Genomic DNA, 17091 nt, shown 5'->3' with positions numbered 1-17091 from the left:
GCATGCCCCAAGGTACGAGCCAACGCAGCAGCAAGGACACTCTCATCCGCAATGCCAGGCTGATTGACGGCACCGGCGCGCCGTGGTTCGAGGCCGATCTGCGCATCAGCGGCAGCCGCATCGCGGCGATCGGGGCGTCCTTGCCGGCGGAGGAGGCCGACATCATCGACGCGCGCGGATGCTATCTCGCGCCCGGTTTCATCGACGCCCATTGCCACGACGACCTGATCTGCCTGCGCGAACCCGACAGGCCCGAGAAGGTGTTGCAGGGCGTGACCACGCTCGTGGTCGGCAATTGCTGCTTCTCGCTCTATCCGGCCACCGCAGGCTCCGCCGAGATGCTGCGCCTGCATTTCTCGGGTCTCGCCGGCGAAACCCGGGCGGACGAGATTTTCGAAAGTTTCGAGGGCTATCGGCAGGCGCTGGAAGGAGCGGGCGTGGCGCTCAATCTCGTCTCGCTGGTCGGACATGCCGCGATCCGGCTCGCCGTGCTCGGTTACGACCGCCGCGCGGCGACAGAGCAGGAGATCGCGGCGATGCAGGCGCTGCTCGCGCAGCAACTCAAGCAAGGCGCTGCCGGCCTGTCGCTGGGCCTCGTCTATCCGCCGAGCGCCTATGCCGACAGCAGGGAGCTATGCGCACTGGCGGAGACGGTGCGGGTTCACGGCAAGCTGCTCACCGCGCATATCCGCAGCTATGAAGCGGGCCTCCTGCAATCGATCGACGAGTTCATCGCGATCCTGCGCGCCTCCAGAGCGGCCGGGCTGCTGTCGCATCTGCAATCGGCAGGAAAGCCGAACTGGGGCGCGATCCCCAAGGCGCTCGACCGGCTCGAGGCCGCGCGCGCGGAGGGGATCGATATCTCCTTCGACATGTATCCGTATCCTGCCGGCAGTTCCTACATGCTGCAATTGTTGCCGCCGGCGGCGCTCGAAGGCGGCATCGACGCGCTGCGCGCGCGGCTGCGCGATTCGGCCAGGCGCGAAGCGCTGCGCGTGCTGGTGGAGGAGGGCGATCCCGATCCGCATGCCGCGCAGTCCAAGATCGTGCTGATCGGCTGGCACAATGTGCGTATTTCCGGCACCGGCAATCCCGCGCTGAAGCCGCTCGAGGGCAAGTCGATGGTCGATGCCGCGCGCGAGCTCGGCATCTCGCCGTTCGATCTGATGGTTCGGTGCATCGAGGAGGACCAGGGCCAGACCGGCATCATCATGTTCCAGCTCGATGAGGCCGATTTGCGCGCCGCCTTCACCCATCGCCTGCACATGGTCGGCTCCGATGGCATTCCGCGCCCCGGCACCAAGCCGCATCCGCGCGCCTATGGCAGCTTCCCGCGCGTCGCCGGCCGGCTGACGCGCGAGCAAGGCTGGTTGACGTTGGAAGATGCCGTGCGGCGAATGACGGCGATGCCCGCCCAGCGCTTCGGCCTGTCCGATCGCGGCATCCTGCGGCCGGGCATGGCTGCGGATCTCACTCTGTTCGACGATACCATCATGGACAAGGCGACGTTCGAGACGCCGACGGAAATGCCCGCAGGCATCCGCTCTGTGTTCGTCGCCGGCGAGGCCGTTGTCACGGACGGACGCAGCACCTTGGCGCGGCCGGGGCGCGCCCTGATCAAGGGGTGAAGGCCCCGCAGACATCATAATCACAGACAGGACGAGACCAATGACGCTGAAACGATACGGCGCGGCCGGCGGCACCGGCACCGGCGGCCAGCACCTTCCTTTTGCCCGCGCGGTCGAGGCCGACGGCTGGCTTTACGTTTCAGGGCAGACGCCGATGGAGAACGGCGAGGTGATCGAGGGCGGCATCATCCCGCAATCGCACAAGGCAATCCGCAACCTGCTCGCGATCCTGAGTGAAGCCGGTTACGAGCCCAAGGATGTCGTGCGTTGCGGCGTCTGGCTCGACGATCCCCGCGACTTTCAAAGCTTCAATAAGGTCTTCGCCGAATATTTCGGCGCCAATCCGCCGGCGCGGGCCTGCGTGGTGTCGAGCATGGTGGTGGATTGCAAGGTGGAAATCGACTGCGTCGCCTATCGCAGGTGAGCCGGCCGCGGGCTCGCTCGACCTCTCCCGCTTGCGGGAGAGGTCGGCGCGAAGCGACGGGTGAGGGTTCTCTCCATACGGGGGTTCTCGATTGCGGGAGACCTCCCGCCCCAGCCCTCCCCCGCAAGCGCAGGGCGATCGCATATGGGGCAGATTTCTCTGTGGTCATCCTTCGAGACGCCCACCTTCGGCGGGCCCTCAGGATGAGGACCGAGTGTGCGGCAGCAGTTTCAACGGGCTCCGATTGCCGCTTAGCCTCATCCTGAGGAGACCGCGAAGCGGTCGTCTCGAAGGACGAGGCGCGCGCTCACACCGCCCAAAATGCTAAATGCGATAGCCCTGCCCGCAAGCGGGAGAGGGAGACCACCTTCGCCCTGGTGAGAAGTTAAACCCAACGCCATCATGCTCTAGAACCGCTGCGAGAGGCCGACATAGAAGCCGCGCCGCGGTCCGTATTGTGGGGCGAACACGCCGATGCCGGAGCCGTCGCGGATCTGGTAGATGGTGTCGAAGGCGTTGACCACGTCGAACCGCAATGTGGTCGGCTTGTTCGGCGCGACGATGTTGAAGTCGTGCGACAGGCCGAAATTGACCTGCGTGTAGCCGGGCAGGTGATCGGTATTGGCAAAGCCCGAGCGCAGGCCGCTGCCGTAGATCATCGACACGCTGTAGCGCGTTCCCTGCCACAGATAAGAGGCGCCGGCCGACGCGCTCAGCATCTGCGCGTGATCGGTGTAGATGTAGTGGGTCGAGATGTAGCCGAGCTCGTCCTGGCCGAACAAATATTGGTTCGACGCCACATTGGTCGCGATCTGCTTGGCCCAGGCGAGATTGGCATAAGCACTGAAATCGCCGTTTTTGTAGGTCGACTTCAACTCGACGCCGACGTTCTCGCCGCGATCGTAGTTGAAGCCGCTCAGCACATAGGCCGCGCCGAACTGGCCGTCGTCGAGCAGGTCACGCGCCTTCTTGTAGTAAGCGTCGGCGCCGACCTCGAGGCCGGGGATCGGATAGATCTTCTGCACCACGCCGACGTCGAACACATGCGACCGTTCCGGCAGCACCGGGCTGTTCAGCCCGACTTCCGGCGTCTGGGTGTTGGCGGACGCGCCGGGCGGGGTCACCAGCGCGAGATTGACCGGCGAGGCGATCACTTGCGAGGGTGGGGTGAAGTTGCGCGCATAGCCTGCGTGGAAGGTCGTGCCGTCGAACGGTTTCCAGGTCAGGCTGACCCGAGGGCTGAGCTGGTTGGCATCGACATATTGATACATCTGGTCGAACCGCAGGCCGGCGTTGAGCGTCAAATTGTTGGTGATCTTCCATTCGTCCTGGACGTAGGTTCCGACCAGCCAACCGGTCTTTGCGTTGGAATCGAACACCGAGAAGGGCGCGTCGATGGTGCCCGCCGTGGGGTCCGCGGGATCGACCAGCGGCAGCACCGTCGTTGCGTTGTTGACCAGCGTTCGCTCCGCGCTGACGGAGAAGCCAAAGCGCAGCGTGTGCGCATAGCCGACGCGCCAGGCAGTGTCCTGCTGGATGCCGTTGACGACGCTCTGGCGATAGACGTCAGAGGAGACACCGTTGAAGACGAGATCGCCGATCGGGTCAGGATAGAAATGCAGCTGGCTGTAGCGATTGAAGTAGGAGGTTTGCGTATCGAACTCGCCGCTCGATGTCTGGTACGAGACGACGTTGAACTGGTTAAACTCGTTCTGGTGCTCGTTGAGACGGGACGAGTCGAAATCCGACACGCCGAAGGCGGTGAAATTCGGCGTCTGTCCGGGATTGTTCGGAATCTGGAACGTCGCGTTCGATACGCCGCTCATGAAGGTGAGGCGGCTGGTGGGATCGAGCACCGTCGAGAGATAGAGAAATCCCTTCTCCTGGTTGGTGCGGTCGTGAATCGCATTGACGGACGGCGCCGGATTCTCGATGCCGAGATTGTTCTGGAGAAAGCGGCCCGACAGGAAGTACTGGGTCTGGCCGACCGTTCCGCCATATTCGACGTTGGTCGAGATGGTGCCGTGGCTACCGCCATAGACGCCGACGACGCCCGTATTGTTGAAGGCGTCGGCCTTGGTCTGGATGTCCAGCACGCCCGCGGTTCGCAAGCCATATTGCGCAGGCAGCGCGCCGGTGAGGAGGCTGAGGCTGCCGACAATGCCGGTGTCGAGAATCTGCCCGAACGCGCCGACGCCGTCCGGAAGCATGACGCCATTGATGCGATATTGCAGATTGGCGTGCTCGTTGCGGACATGCAGGTCGCCGCTCGCGGCCGAGTCCTGGGTGACGCCGGGGAATTGCAGCAGCACCTTGTCCAGCGAGGCATTGCTCCCCTGCGGCAGCGCCTCGATCGCCTGGTGCGTGAGCGTGTGGGTCGCGGCACCTGCGGGCGGGAGCACGGATTGACGCGCCGTGTCGAACCGTTCGCTCTCGCCAGCGACGGTGGCCGGCGCCTCGGTGCGCGGCGGCGCCTGCGGCGTTGCCCGTCGCTTCTCGACTGCGACGCGAACCTTAGGGCGGCGCGGCGCCTGCGTCCGCTTGGGCGCATCGACTTCGACGGTGGGCAACGTCGTGGCGGGGGGCGTCGTTGCGGTTTGCGCCATGGCGCTGCCGCCGAGATGAAGCAGCGTCAGTGCGGCGAGGCTCGTGCCCGCCAATATCGGTTTTGAAGACAGCATTGTCCTGAGTCCGCTTCCGCACCGCCGCGCTCATTCAGAGGTTTGCAGGTGGCACGCACCGTCGTTACGCGACGGCTCAATTTCGATGGCCTTGCGAGATCGGCGCAACGCCGATCCCGATAGGCAGCTCAATGGTTGGGAATCAGGAGGCGGGAGGAGCGCGCGGCTGGTACGCCGTGCGGACCGAGTGCAGGTGGACGAACTCGGCATCGGTGGTGCGGTAGAGCAGTTCGACCGCCTGCGGCAGTTGCAGCAATGGCGGCGTCGCGAACATAACCGTGCCGGCCATCGCGACCAAGGCGCAGATCGCGCAATTGTCGTCGCCCGGATGTTCGCGATCGGGGGCTGCGGGTGATGGCTTCTCGACCGCGGCGTGGTCGGCCGCAGCGATTGTCTTGGCGCTGCCCGCCAATTGGGACTGGGCAAGGGGAGCGGCTTGCGCGAACCAGTGGCTGTGGCCGAAGGTCAGCGCGAACTGCACCAGCAGCGCGAACAACGCGAGCCGGGCGCCGTGCCTGATGTTCGACCGGAACCACTTCATCTAAAGACGCCACCCCGCATCGCGACGCACCAACCCTTGGTGTCGCCGCAACGTTACAATGTAACATCGCGCGATTGGTCTATGGGTGTCAACCGCGCGCGGAGCCGCCCGCACAAGCAATCGGGTCGGTGTGTCGTTGGGGCAACTCAAGTGGGACGAGTTTTGGTTGAACGAGCAGGCGCCCCGAACTCGAACACCTCTCCCCGTTGGGGAGAGGTGAATCACGGGATCAGCGCCCCTCGCGCACCCAGGTCGCCGCAAATGCGCCGAGCAGCAGCAAGAGCCCGATCAGGCCGGCGAAGATCGGCAGCACGCCGACGCCCTTCACCACGCTGGCGTCGCGCATCCGCACGCCCATCCAGCCGTCGCCGTGGAAGACGCTGGCCGAGCGCACCGGCACGATACGCGGCAGCTCGACGCTGGAGCCGTCGACCACGCGCACCGAATCGCCGCCGGTCGCCTGCGTCAGCGGCTTCAAGGTCTCGGTGGTGGAGGTGACTTCCGAAAACTCCTTCGGATTGGTCGGGCCGACATTGATCAGCGCCTTCAGCGTGCCGTCGGTGGCCTGCCACAGGCCGAGCTCGCCCGCCGGCAGGCTGGCGCGCCACTCGCCGGGGTCGCCGGCGTTGAGGGTCAGCTCACGCGTCACCCCGGAGGGCGAGGTGACGGTGACGGGCTGCACGCTGTCCGCCATGGTCTGGCGCACCACCACGAGGTTCTTGCCTTGCACCTGGAGGCGCAGCGCTTCCTCGTCGAGATCCGGCTGCTTCATCAGCCAGTGCGACATCCGCCGCAACAGATCGAGATGCGGGCCGCCGCCCTCATAGCCGCGCGCCCACAGCCAGATGTGATCTGACAGCAGCAGCGCGACGCGGCCCTCGCCGAAGCGCGTCAGGAACAGCAGCGGCTTGCCGTCCGCGCCGGTCATCACCGGCGGGTTGACGGAGTTGCGGGTGTCGACGGTGCGGAAGAAGCGGCTCCAGTGCGGCGGCTCGGAGGCCGAGCCTTCCAGCCCGCGCGTCACCGGATGGCGTTTGCCGATGTCGGACAGATGCGCATAGAACGGCTTCTCGGTCACGCCGACCGGTTCTGCCGGCAGCACCGAATCCAGCGGCGTGCGCCAGATGCTGGTGTTGGAGGCGTAGTCGGGGCCGGCCGAGACCAGCACCGCACCGCCTGAGCGCACATAGCGCGCGATGTTGTCGAAATAGGCGACCGGCAGCACGCCCTGGCGGGCATAGCGGTCGAAGATGATCAGCTGGAATTCGTTGATCTTCTGCTGGAACAGCTCGCGGGTCGGAAACGCGATCAGCGACAATTCGTTGATCGGCGTGCCGTCCTGCTTCTCCGGCGGACGCAGAATCGTGAAGTGCACGAGGTCGACGCTGGCGTCGGACTTCAAGAGGTTGCGCCAGGTGCGCTCGCCGGAATGCGGCTCGCCCGAGACCAGCAGCACGCGCAGCTTGTCGCGCACGCCGTCGATGGCGACGACGGCGCGGTTGTTCACCGGAGTCAGCTCCCGCTCCAGCGGCGAGGCCTCGATCTCGACGATGTTGGGGCCGGCATGCTTGATCTCGACGTCGACGCTCGCGCTCTGGCCGCTTGACAGCGTGCGCTCGTTGATGACCTCGCCGTCGCGGCGGACCGTGACCTTGGCGCGCTCGCCAGAGACGCCCTGGTCGTCGAGCCGGTAGCTGATGGTCTGGGTCTGGCCGACGATGCCGAAGCGGGGCGCCGCCGTGATCGCGATGCGGCGGTCGCGCTCGTCCTTCTGCCCGGTGATCAGCGCATGCACCGGCGCCTGGAAGCCGAGCGCGGCCGCGTTGGCCGGGATGTCATGGACGCGTCCGTCGGTGATCAGGAACGCGCCGGCGACGCGGTCGACCGGCACGTCGGACAGCGCCGAGGCCAGCGCGCCGAACAGCCGGGTGCCGTCGGTCTCGCCGTCGGCCTGTCCGGCGTCGACGACGCGCACCTCGAGGCCCTTGATCTTCTTCAGGCTGTCGACCAGCGCTTCCTGGGCCTGCGCGGCCTCCTGGTTGCGCTTGCCGAAATTCTGGCTCGGGCTCTTGTCGACAACGACGGCGGCGATCGACGTGAGGGGATCGCGGTCTTCACGTGTGAAGGAGGGATTGGCGAGCGCCAGCAGGAACAGCGCCAGCGCGGCGACGCGCACGGCCGTGCCGCGCGCGCGTGCCAGCAGCAGCACGCCCGCGATGACGACGATCGCCGCCAGCGCGATCCAGAGGACGATCGCGGGAACCAGCGGCGTGAACGCGATGCCGTAATTCATGTCGATCCTATTGCCCCAGCCGTTCGATCAGCGCTGGCGCGTGCACCTGGTCGGCCTTGTAGTTGCCGGTCAGCGTGTACATCACGATGTTGACGCCGGCGCGGTAGGCGAATTCGCGCTGGCGCGGCTCGCCCGGCGTCAGCGGCAGCATCGGCTGGCCGTCGGGACGGAGCGCCCAGGCGCCGGCAAGGTCGTTGGAGGTGATGATGATCGGCGAGACGCCGTCACCGCCGCGCGCGGGCTTCTGCGCGCTCTCGTCGTCGTCCTCGCGCGGCAGCGCTTCGACCCAGGTCTGGCCGGTGTTGAAGCGGCCTGGGAAGTCGCGCAAGAGATAAAAGGTCTTGGTCAGCACGTGCTCGCGCGGCACCGGCTCGAGCTCGGGCACGTCGAGCGAGGACAGGATCTCGCGCAAGCTCTGCATGCCCGGCGTCTGCGACGCACCGTTCTCGCCGGGCGGCGCCTCGACCGCGTCGCGGGTGTCGAAGATCACGGTGCCGCCCTGCTTCATATAGGCATCGATCCTGTTGATGGCGTCCTGCGGCGGCTTCGGCGCGCCCGGCACGATCGGCCAGTAGATCAGCGGGAAAAACGCGAGCTCGTCACGCGCGGGATCGATGCCGACGGGATCGCCGGCCTCGAGCGCGGTGCGCTGCGCCAGGAACAGCGTCAGCCCGGACAGACCGGCCTTGACGATGGAATCGACGTCGGCATTGCCGGTGACGACATAAGCGAGGCGGGTCTGCGACGTCGACTTCATCGCGAACTCGTCGGCGGCGCTGTCGGCGCGCGACGGCGTCGGCGCGAACGAGAGCAGGCCGGCGAGCACCAGGCCGAGCACGATCATCGCGGGCGCGGCCCGTCGGCGCAGCAGCGCGGCGAGGCCGCCGCCGAGCAGCGCGACGATGATGGCGTCGACCAAAAACAGTGCGAGCGAGGTCGACAGCAGCCAACCGCGCAGGTCTCGCGGTTCCGCATTGGTGTAGGTGGCGTGCCGGGCGCGCAGGCTCGCGGTGTTCAGGGCGGCGATGCGGTCGGCGCTAGCGAGCGTGTTCACGGCGAGCGGTCCTTCTGCCGGACCGTAGAAGCCGGGCGGATGATCTGGTGTGGCGCGGTCGCGATAATCGGCCGTCAGCGGCTTTGCGGCGGCCGGCGGCGGGCCGAAGGCGCCGAAGCCGTCGAGCATGCGCAGCGGCGCCAGCGTCTCGGTGCTGGCCTCAGTCGCAACACCGGCGCCAGGTTTGGAGGTGTAGCCGGACATGTCGACGATCCGCCTCAGCATTTCGACAAAGCTGCCCGACATCGGCAGATCCGACCAGCGCATGTCGGCGCTGACATGGAACAGGCTGACGATGCCCTTGCCGCGGTGCTCGCCGGTGACGAGCGGAGTGCCGTCTTCAAGCGAAGCCCAGCTCTTGGTGGCGAGCACCGCATCGGGCTCGGCCAGAACCTGCCGGCTCACGGTGACGTCCTTGGGGACGACGACGCCGGCAAACGGACCGTCGGCCGCGAAAGCGGCGAGATGCTGCGGCTTCTCCCAGGTCAGGCTGCCGCCGAGCGTGCGGCCGCCCTTGCGCAGCTTGACCGGGACGAGATCGTCCTCGGCCTGCGCCAGCCTTGGGCCCGCGAAGCGCACCAGCACGCCGCCCTGATCGATCCAGGCGTTGAGGCGTTCGCGCAACTCCGGCGCGACGGTGCCGACATCGGCCAAAATGATCATCGGCAGCTTCTGGTCGAGGAATTGCGTGATGCCCTGCTGCGGCGCGCCCTTGTCGGCCAGCCGCACATCGGCGAACGGCGCCAGCGCGCGGGTGAGATAGAAGCTCGGCGCCAGCAGCGGCTGTGCGGTCTCGCTGCTCGCACCCGAGACGATGCCGATGGCGCGCCGCCGCCAGCGCTTGTCGAGCAGCTGCACCGCGCCGGCCGAGCGCTCGCCGGAGATCTCGAGCCGGGCGATGTCGTTGCGCAACTCGACCGGCAGGTCGAACGCGGCTTCGGTTTCCTTGTCCTGCGGGCCGAAAGTGTAACGGGCTTCGCCGATCGGCGAGGCCTTCTGGTCCAGTGCCCGCACCGTACCGGCGGCGATGCCGCTGTCGGTGCGCAGCACCTTCACCGTCATTGTCGCAGCCGCATTTTCGGCCGCCACCAGCGCCAACGGGGACGAGGTGCCGCCTTCGAACACCGTCAAGCTGCGCTCGCCGATGGTCTTGCCGAGGCCTTGCAGAAACTCCTCGCCGCGGCCGGTGTCGACGCCGTCGGACAGCCAGGCGATCTCGCAATCGCCGGTCGCTTTCAGGAAGCGATCGATCGCCGCCAGCGTTTCGACGCGTTCGATCGAATAGGGTTTTGGCGAGAGCTGCCGCAGCGCGACGCGCGCCGCACCCGCCGGCATCAGGGTGATGTCGCGGTTCGGCTCCGACAGCGGCACCAGCGCAATGGCGCGGCGGTCGTTGTCGGCATTGGCGATCAATTCGTCGGCGGCCCTGATCCTGACGTCCCAGTTCGATGCCGCGCTCCAGCCGTCGTCGAACATGATCATCAGCGGCGCCTTGCTGCCCGCAAGCCCGGTCCGTGGATTCCAGATCGGGCCGGCGGCGGCGAAGATCACCAGCGCCGCAGCCAAAAGCCGCAACGCGGTCAGCCACCACGGCGTCCGCGAGGGCGTCTCTTCCCTCGGCGCGATGTCGAACAACAGGCGCGTCGGCGGAAACTCGATACGGCGCGGCCGCGGCGGCATCACGCGGAGCAGCCACCACAGCACGGGGAGGCTGACGAGGCCGATCAGCAGCAGCGGTTCGGTGAAGGCGAGCGGCAATCCCATCATGCGGCCGGCCCCGCCTTGATCGTGGTGGTGCGGGCGCCCGACTTGCTCACCTGCATGCCGGCATGGAGGAACAGCAGCAGTTCGGCGGCGGAACGGTCGGTCGAATGTGTCGCGAACAGCCAGTCGAGCTTGTTGGTCTCGGCGCGGATCTGGTCGCGGTGCAGCGCGAGCCGCGCGGTGTAATCCTGCGCCCAGCTCTCGGCGCGACCGGCGGTGATCACGCCGAAGCCTTCCGGCTCCACGAACTCGACGCGGCCGGAATAAGGAAACGACTCTTCGGCGGGATCGACGATCTGCACCAGCGTGCCATGCGCGCCGGAGCCGGAGAGCCCTGCAAGCGTCGCCCTGATCTCGTCGATCGGCGACCAGAAATCCGACAGCACGATCGTCTCGGCCAGCGCCGAAGGCACGAAGGACGGCGGCAGGCTCGGCCGCTCGGAATCGTCATGCAGCATCGCCTGCGCCATCTTGTCGATGACACTGCGGCTTGCGGTCGGCGCCATCAGGCCGGGAATGCCGACGCGCTCGCCGCCGGAGACCAGCAACTCCGCCAGCGCAAACGCAACGATCAGCGTACGCTCGAGCTTGGACTCGCGCGCCTGTTTCGAGGCGAACGCCATCGAAGGCGAGCGGTCGGGCCAGATCCAGACCGTGTGCGAGGCTTCCCATTCGTGCTCGCGGACATAGAGATGGTCGTCGCGCGCCGAGCGGCGCCAGTCGACATTCTGCGACGGCTCGCCCGAGACGAAGCGGCGGTACTGCCAGAAGCTCTCGCCCGCGCCGGCGCGGCGCCGGCCATGCAGGCCGTGGATGACATTGGCGGCGATACGGCGGGCTTCCAGAACCAGGCGCGGCAGCGAAGCGGCGAGCGTGCGGCTTTCGCCATCGGCACGTCGGATCGCAATGATCTCCTTCGCCGTGTGCCCGTTCTCCGCTGCCATCAACCGATCCGTGTCTTCAACTGCCGGATCACCTCCGGAATGGTGCGTCCCTCGGCGCGCGCCTGGAATGTCAGCGCCATGCGGTGCTTCAGCACGGGCTCGGCGAGGTCGAGCACGTCGTCGATCGAGGGCGCGAGACGCCCGTCGATCAGCGCGCGTGCGCGCACCGCGAGCATCAAGGATTGGCTGGCGCGCGGGCCAGGTCCCCAGGCGATGAACTTGCCGGTCTCGCCGCTGTCCGGCCCCGGACGAGCGGCGCGCACCAGCGACAGGATGGCTTCGACCACGGAATCGCCGACGGGCAGGCGGCGAACCAGCCGCTGCGCCGTGATCAGCGCGTCCGCGCTCATCGATCCCCTGGCCAGCGTCTCGTCGGCGCCGGTGGTTTCGAACAGGATGCGGCGCTCGGCATCGCGATCGGGATAATCGACGTCGATCTCCATCAGGAAGCGATCGAGCTGCGCTTCGGGCAACGGATAGGTGCCCTCCTGCTCCAGCGGGTTTTGAGTCGCGAGCACGTGGAACGGCTTGGGCAGATCGTGGCGCGCGCCGGCAACGGTGATGTGCTGCTCCTGCATGGCCTGCAGCAGCGCCGATTGCGTGCGCGGGCTGGCGCGGTTGATCTCGTCGGCCATCAGCAGCTGTGCGAACACCGGACCGGCGATGAAGCGGAACGAGCGCTTGCCGGCGGTGCTCTCGTCGAGCACTTCGGCGCCGAGAATGTCCGACGGCATCAGATCGGGCGTGAACTGGATGCGCTTGGCATCGAGACCGAGCGTGACGCCGAGCGTCTCGACCAGCTTGGTCTTGGCCAGGCCGGGCACGCCGATCAAGAGCGCGTGGCCGCCGGAGAGGATGGTGACCAGCGTGTTCTCGATCACGCGATCCTGACCGAAGATGACGGATGCGATCGCGTCCTTGGCCGCACGAATCTGGCTCGACACCTGCTCGGCCGAGCGAACGATCCCGTCCTCGAGTTTCTCGACACTTTCCGCCATCCGTCAGCTCCTTAAGCCTGCCATGCGGCTATCTTGCGTCGTCAGATCATCTGTCGTCACGTCATCCCGTGACTTTGTCGTGACGCGATCTCATGGGCCCTATGCTAGACTTGCAGGAAGGCCATGTATTCGTTGAATTAACCTATCCCCACCTTATCGGCTTGGGGATATGTAGGGCATCACGAAGTGGCGAACTCCACACCGGACTAATGCGGGGTGGAACCACGCACCGACATACAACGTAGACTTACAATTCAGACCTGCACCAATCGTGCCAAATGACCCATCGTGCGAAATGACAAACTCAGGGCAAACCATGGCGAACCAAGGGCAGGGCACCGATCGTGCTCTCGATGGGCTGACTGCCGCCGCCAAAACTGCTGCCAGTGCCGAAGGCGCCAAAAAAGGACTGCCGCCGGTGCATCTGTGGAATCCGCCGTTTTGCGGCGATCTCGACATGCGAATCGCCAACGACGGTACATGGTTCTATCTGGGCACGCCAATCGGCCGGCCTGCGCTGGTTCGCCTGTTCTCGACGATTTTGAAGCGCGAAGGCGACAAGCATTTCCTCGTCACGCCGGTGGAGAAGGTCGGCATCCGCGTCGACGATGCGCCGTTCATGGCGGTCGAGATGCAGAAGGACGGCGAGGACAACCGTCGCGTGCTCCGCTTCCGCACCAATGTCGACGACTGGGTCACCTGCGATGCCGCGCACCGGCTGCGTTTCGAACAGGCCAGGGACGGCGGGCTGACGCCCTATCTGCACGTGCGCGCCGATCTCTGGGCCAAGGTCACCCGCGCGCTCTATTACGATCTGGTTGACATGGGCGAGGAGCGGATGGTCGATGGCCAGCCGATGTTCGGCGTCGAATCGGCCGGCGAATTCTTCGCCATGGCCGATGCGGAGCAGGTGAGGGCCGCGCTTTGAACAAGCCTGTCTTGAAGACCGAGTCTGTCGCGGCCGGAGCGGCTGAATTCTTTGCCCGCTCCAGGGAGCGGCTCGGCTTCGACGTTCCGCCCGGCCTCTATGATCCCAACATCATTCCGGCTTCGGGCGATCCGGGCACCGACAAGATGCTCGAGATCATCGCGCGCGAGCAGCCGGTGCGGCCGGCCGCGGTGCTGATCGCGGTGGTCGACCATCCCGACCCGACGATCTTGCTGACGCAGCGCTCCGCGCATCTCAACGACCATGCCGGCCAGATCGCGTTTCCCGGCGGCAAGATCGACGCGACCGACACCTCCCCGCTCGATGCGGCCTTGCGCGAGGCGGAGGAGGAGGTCGGCCTGTCGCGCGATTTCGTCGAGCCGATCGGCTATCTCGATCTCTACGGCACCGGGTTCGGCTTCCGCATCCTGCCGACGGTTGCGAGGGTGCGGCCGGGCTTTGAGCTCACGATCAACCATTCCGAGGTTGATGACGCGTTCGAGGTGCCGCTATCCTTCCTGATGAACCCGGCCAACCACCAGGTGCACAGCAAGGAATTCCGCGGCATGGAGCGGTCCTATTATGCGATGCCGTTTGCCGAGCGCTACATCTGGGGTGCGACGGCCGGCATGCTGCGCGTGCTTTATGAGCGGATTTATTCGTCATGATCCGGCCGGTCCTGACCGAGATCGGAATCTTTCTCATTCCCTTTGCCGTCTATGCGCTGTTCCTGGCCGCGACGCGTACCGGCCTGTTCGTGCAATCGTCCTGGCCGACCACCATCGTCGCGCGCCTGGCCCTGGCGGCCCTGGTGCTGGTGATCGCGGGGCTGATCGGGTTTGCGCATTTCTCCGGCGCCGCGCCGAATTCGACCTACGTGCCCGCCCATGTCGTCAACGGCAAGCTCGTGCCGGGCACCGAAAAATAAAGGCGGGATGATGAGCGCAGAGCCGATCCTTGCGCAAGCGCCCTGGCTGATCTCAGGCGGGACCGCGCGCGTCCTGCAAATTCTCAATGTGGACGGTGAGGAGGCGCGCGTGGTCGGCGGCGCCGTCCGTAACGCGCTGCTCGATCTCGCGCCGGGCGACATCGACATCGCGACCACGGCATTGCCGGAGGAGGTGATGCGGCGCGCAAAGAGCGCCGGCATCAAGAGCGTGCCGACCGGCATCGACCACGGCACCATCACGCTCGTGATCGACAGCCAGCCCTATGAAGTCACGACGCTGCGCGAGGACACCGAAACCTTCGGCCGCAAAGCCAGGGTCGCCTTCGGCCGCGACTGGGTCAAGGACGCCGAGCGCCGCGACTTCACCATGAACGGGTTGTCGGTCGATGCGGGTGGCGTCGTCTACGACTATGTCGGCGGCGTCGCGGATGCGCGAGCGCGGCGCGTGCGCTTCATCGGCGATGCCGATCAGCGCATCACTGAAGATTACTTGCGCATCCTGCGCTTCTTCCGCATCCACGCCGCCTTCGGTGCCGGCGAGCCCGACCGCGCCGGCTATCTCGCCTGCATCCGTGGCCGCGCTGGCCTCGCGACCCTTTCGGCCGAGCGGGTGCGGATGGAGATGCTGAAATTGCTGGTCGCCGGCGGCGCATCGAGCGCCGCGCTGGCGATGGCCGATGCCGGCTTGCTGCAAGCGCTGATCGGCGGCGTCGTCTATACCGGACCGTTGTCGGCGATGATCGCGATCGAGCGCGCGCTCGGCCTGCCCGCGAGCGTAACCCGTCGGCTCGCCGCGCTGACGGTGGCCGTGACCGAGGATGCAAAACGCGTCGCCGCGCGCTTGCGGCTCTCCAACAATGAGGCCAAGGCGCTGGATTCGATGGGGCACCGCTGGTGGCGCTTCGCCACCAAGGACGAGGCCAGCGCGCGGCGGCTGCTCTACCGGCTCGGGCCGGAGCGCTATCACGATCGCGTGCTGCTGGGCTGGGCGAGGAACGGCGGCGACGTGACATCGTCGCGCTGGCGCGCGCTGGCCGAGCTGCCGCAGCGCTGGACCGCGCCGAAATTCCCGCTGAAAGCCGCCGATTTCATCGCGCGCGGCCTGGCCGAGGGACCGGCGCTCGGACATGTGTTGACCCTCGCCGAGGACGCTTGGCTCGCGGCGGATTTTCCACTAGATGAAGCCGCACTCGCTTCCATCGCAGATCAAGCTGCGGCACGCATCAGGCGCGATCAGAAACATTGACCATCGTCTCGGGCTTCGCCGACATCTCGCTGTTTCAGCTGCTGCTGGTCGCGTTGATGGCGTTGTTCGCGTCGATCATTGGTGGTCTGGCCGGCTACGGCACCGGCGCGCTGATGCCGCTGGTGCTGGTGCCGCTGGTCGGCGCCGAACCCGTGGTGCCGATCATCGCGATCTCCGCGATCTTCACCAATTCGAGCCGTGCGATTGCCTATCTCCGCTATGCCGACCGCCGCCGCGCACTGATCGTGCTCGCCTGCGCGGCGCTGACCACCGCGCTCGGCGCCTACGGCTATACCCGGCTGAGCAATGCCGGCGCGGCACTGGTGATCGGCACCATGCTGACCCTCAGCGTGCCGCTGCGCCGCGTGCTCCGCCGCCGCCAGGTCAAGATCGGCGACACTGGTCTGGCGGCCGGCTCGGTCGGCTACGGGGTGCTGGTCGGCGGCACGTCCGGTTCCGGCGTGATCCTGCTCTCGCTGCTGATGGCCGCGGGCCTCGAAGGCGCCGCGGTGATCGCAACGGATGCAATGATCTCGCTCGGCACCGGCCTCATCAAGATCTCGGTGTTCGGCCTCGCCGGCGCCGTCACCGCGCAGGTGCTCGCCTTCGCGCTGCTGATCGGGGCCATCGTCATCCCCGGCGCATTCCTCGCCAAGGCGTTCGTCGAGCGCATGCCGGTGCACATCCACACGGCGATCCTCGATGTTGCGGTGATCACCGGCGGGTTGGTGATGATCTCGGCTGCGGTGAGGCAACTCATCGCGTAGATGACCCGGCCCGGAAGGCATTCGCGCGTGGACCGGGGATCGAACCTCGTTCCGGACTACCGCGTCGGATATCACCATTAGCAACTTCCGTCGGTGAAGCGCGTTTGCGGTCGACCAGGGAGATGCAAATGGCAAACGCGAATCCTTCGACCCCTCAGAACACCGGTTCAGCTTCCCAGGCCTCAACGAACCAGGCGACCCTCAATCCCGGTGACGAAGCCCGCCCCGGAACACCCGGCACCGGCGAAGACATCTGTCCCGAATGTCATGGCAAGGGACGCATCGGTGCGTCTCCCTGTCCCAATTGCGGCGGCAGCGGCAAGATCACGAGGGCGATTGGCGGTGCGTGATGCCCGGCGCAGCCTGTAGGATGGGTTGAGCCCTCGCGAAACCCATCGCTTCCGTCATCACCTCATCATGACGGGTTCTCGTCGTAACGATTCCGACGACACCCGCGAGCATGGCGCGAGACATTGATGGGTATCGCTGCGCTCCACCCATCCTACGGGCTTCAGCGATGTCCGCTGTCCCGTGATTGGCGGTGAAGCGGACATCAGGCGCGACGGAGTTGAGTAGCGCTAGCGTCTTGATCGCTTGAGTTCGGCGACTTTGAACTTGTTGCCAGCAGAGAGGCTGCTGCAAAACCAGTAGGCTCTGTTGCGATACTCGCCCAGGAACACCTTGGTCTCGACGCAGTCTACGTAGTTCTTGTAGGTGAGACTGTCTCGGCACGTCGCCGAGAAAAATGCGCTGGTTTGTCCGCCCGAGGACTCGCTACATCCAACCCAGGGATCTTTTCCGTGGGGAAAGCTTGATTCACAGCCGACGACCGTTGCGGACATGGCTGCCACACGGCACAAGCTACGCTGGCGTG

Annotated in this window: 13 protein-coding genes; 7 read left to right on the top strand and 6 right to left on the bottom strand. The window is 66.3% G+C overall.

The features are described 5' to 3' along the window. The first annotated feature begins 2 nt into the window (after positions 1–2). Together AC0L2O_RS02415 and AC0L2O_RS02410 are read left to right on the top strand one after the other, a co-directional pair. Complete coding sequence (locus AC0L2O_RS02415) at positions 3–1628, top strand: N-acyl-D-amino-acid deacylase family protein (protein WP_473368545.1); 1626 nt, start codon at positions 3–5, stop codon at positions 1626–1628. A gap of 40 nt (positions 1629–1668) precedes the next feature. Beyond that, positions 1669–2052 (top strand): RidA family protein, encoded by a 384-nt coding sequence (locus AC0L2O_RS02410; protein WP_473368544.1) that lies wholly within the window; start codon positions 1669–1671, stop codon positions 2050–2052. A 407-nt stretch (positions 2053–2459) separates the two neighbouring features. Here AC0L2O_RS02410 and AC0L2O_RS02405 read toward each other — a convergent pair whose 3' ends face one another. The 6 genes from AC0L2O_RS02405 to AC0L2O_RS02380 form a co-directional block, all read right to left on the bottom strand. After that, positions 2460–4733 (bottom strand): TonB-dependent receptor, encoded by a 2274-nt coding sequence (locus tag AC0L2O_RS02405; RefSeq protein WP_473368543.1) that lies wholly within the window; start codon positions 4731–4733, stop codon positions 2460–2462. Between the two features lie 142 nt (positions 4734–4875). Then, on the bottom strand, positions 4876–5274 hold the full coding sequence (locus AC0L2O_RS02400) for a DUF2946 domain-containing protein (RefSeq protein WP_473368542.1): 399 nt from the start codon (positions 5272–5274) through the stop codon (positions 4876–4878). Positions 5275–5503: 229 nt separating this feature from the next. Next, positions 5504–7567, bottom strand: a complete 2064-nt coding sequence (locus AC0L2O_RS02395; RefSeq protein WP_473368541.1) for a hypothetical protein — start codon at positions 7565–7567, stop codon at positions 5504–5506. Positions 7568–7574: 7 nt separating this feature from the next. After that, positions 7575–10388: a DUF4159 domain-containing protein gene (locus tag AC0L2O_RS02390; protein WP_473368540.1), complete on the bottom strand. Its 2814-nt coding sequence runs from the start codon at positions 10386–10388 to the stop codon at positions 7575–7577. Next, positions 10385–11329 carry a DUF58 domain-containing protein gene (locus tag AC0L2O_RS02385; RefSeq protein WP_473368539.1) on the bottom strand — a complete coding sequence of 315 codons (945 nt, stop codon included), beginning with the start codon at positions 11327–11329 and terminating at the stop codon, positions 10385–10387. Before AC0L2O_RS02385 ends, AC0L2O_RS02390 begins: the two co-directional genes overlap by 4 nt. Then, positions 11329–12327: an AAA family ATPase gene (locus AC0L2O_RS02380; protein WP_369725885.1), complete on the bottom strand. Its 999-nt coding sequence runs from the start codon at positions 12325–12327 to the stop codon at positions 11329–11331. The genes AC0L2O_RS02385 and AC0L2O_RS02380 overlap by 1 nt, the downstream gene beginning before the upstream one ends. 316 nt (positions 12328–12643) lie before the next feature. On the opposite strand from AC0L2O_RS02380, the gene AC0L2O_RS02375 reads away from it, so the two are divergent. Genes AC0L2O_RS02375 through AC0L2O_RS02355 form a run of 5 tightly spaced genes read left to right on the top strand, consistent with a single transcriptional unit; the run spans position 12644 to position 16217 of the window. Continuing rightward, the gene (locus AC0L2O_RS02375; protein ID WP_473368538.1) at positions 12644–13255 is read left to right on the top strand and encodes a DUF1285 domain-containing protein; all 612 of its coding nucleotides are present in this window, start codon (positions 12644–12646) and stop codon (positions 13253–13255) included. Beyond that, positions 13252–13923 carry a CoA pyrophosphatase gene (locus AC0L2O_RS02370; protein WP_473368537.1) on the top strand — a complete coding sequence of 224 codons (672 nt, stop codon included), beginning with the start codon at positions 13252–13254 and terminating at the stop codon, positions 13921–13923. The genes AC0L2O_RS02375 and AC0L2O_RS02370 overlap by 4 nt, the downstream gene beginning before the upstream one ends. Continuing rightward, on the top strand, positions 13920–14183 hold the full coding sequence (locus AC0L2O_RS02365; RefSeq protein WP_369725883.1) for a DUF6111 family protein: 264 nt from the start codon (positions 13920–13922) through the stop codon (positions 14181–14183). Before AC0L2O_RS02370 ends, AC0L2O_RS02365 begins: the two co-directional genes overlap by 4 nt. A gap of 10 nt (positions 14184–14193) precedes the next feature. Next, positions 14194–15450 carry a CCA tRNA nucleotidyltransferase gene (locus AC0L2O_RS02360; RefSeq protein WP_473368536.1) on the top strand — a complete coding sequence of 419 codons (1257 nt, stop codon included), beginning with the start codon at positions 14194–14196 and terminating at the stop codon, positions 15448–15450. Continuing rightward, on the top strand, positions 15447–16217 hold the full coding sequence (locus tag AC0L2O_RS02355) for a sulfite exporter TauE/SafE family protein (RefSeq protein WP_473368535.1): 771 nt from the start codon (positions 15447–15449) through the stop codon (positions 16215–16217). Before AC0L2O_RS02360 ends, AC0L2O_RS02355 begins: the two co-directional genes overlap by 4 nt. The last annotated feature ends 874 nt before the right edge of the window (positions 16218–17091 follow it).

It is taken from the genome of Bradyrhizobium sp. Kon10, from assembly GCF_055807395.1.
The sequence above is the reverse complement of the archived record's forward strand: the minus strand, read 5'-3'. Positions and strand labels throughout refer to the sequence as shown.

Excerpts from the sequence above, each read along its gene's own strand:
- AC0L2O_RS02415 (WP_473368545.1), top strand. The coding sequence starts at position 3 with ATGCCCCAAGGTACGAGCCAACGCAGCAGCAAGGACACTCTCATCCGC.
- AC0L2O_RS02410 (WP_473368544.1), top strand. The coding sequence starts at position 1,669 with ATGACGCTGAAACGATACGGCGCGGCCGGCGGCACCGGCACCGGCGGC.
- AC0L2O_RS02405 (WP_473368543.1), bottom strand. The coding sequence starts at position 4,733 with ATGCTGTCTTCAAAACCGATATTGGCGGGCACGAGCCTCGCCGCACTG.
- AC0L2O_RS02400 (WP_473368542.1), bottom strand. The coding sequence starts at position 5,274 with ATGAAGTGGTTCCGGTCGAACATCAGGCACGGCGCCCGGCTCGCGTTG.
- AC0L2O_RS02395 (WP_473368541.1), bottom strand. The coding sequence starts at position 7,567 with ATGAATTACGGCATCGCGTTCACGCCGCTGGTTCCCGCGATCGTCCTC.
- AC0L2O_RS02390 (WP_473368540.1), bottom strand. The coding sequence starts at position 10,388 with ATGATGGGATTGCCGCTCGCCTTCACCGAACCGCTGCTGCTGATCGGC.
- AC0L2O_RS02385 (WP_473368539.1), bottom strand. The coding sequence starts at position 11,329 with ATGGCAGCGGAGAACGGGCACACGGCGAAGGAGATCATTGCGATCCGA.
- AC0L2O_RS02380 (WP_369725885.1), bottom strand. The coding sequence starts at position 12,327 with ATGGCGGAAAGTGTCGAGAAACTCGAGGACGGGATCGTTCGCTCGGCC.
- AC0L2O_RS02375 (WP_473368538.1), top strand. The coding sequence starts at position 12,644 with ATGGCGAACCAAGGGCAGGGCACCGATCGTGCTCTCGATGGGCTGACT.
- AC0L2O_RS02365 (WP_369725883.1), top strand. The coding sequence starts at position 13,920 with ATGATCCGGCCGGTCCTGACCGAGATCGGAATCTTTCTCATTCCCTTT.
- AC0L2O_RS02360 (WP_473368536.1), top strand. The coding sequence starts at position 14,194 with ATGAGCGCAGAGCCGATCCTTGCGCAAGCGCCCTGGCTGATCTCAGGC.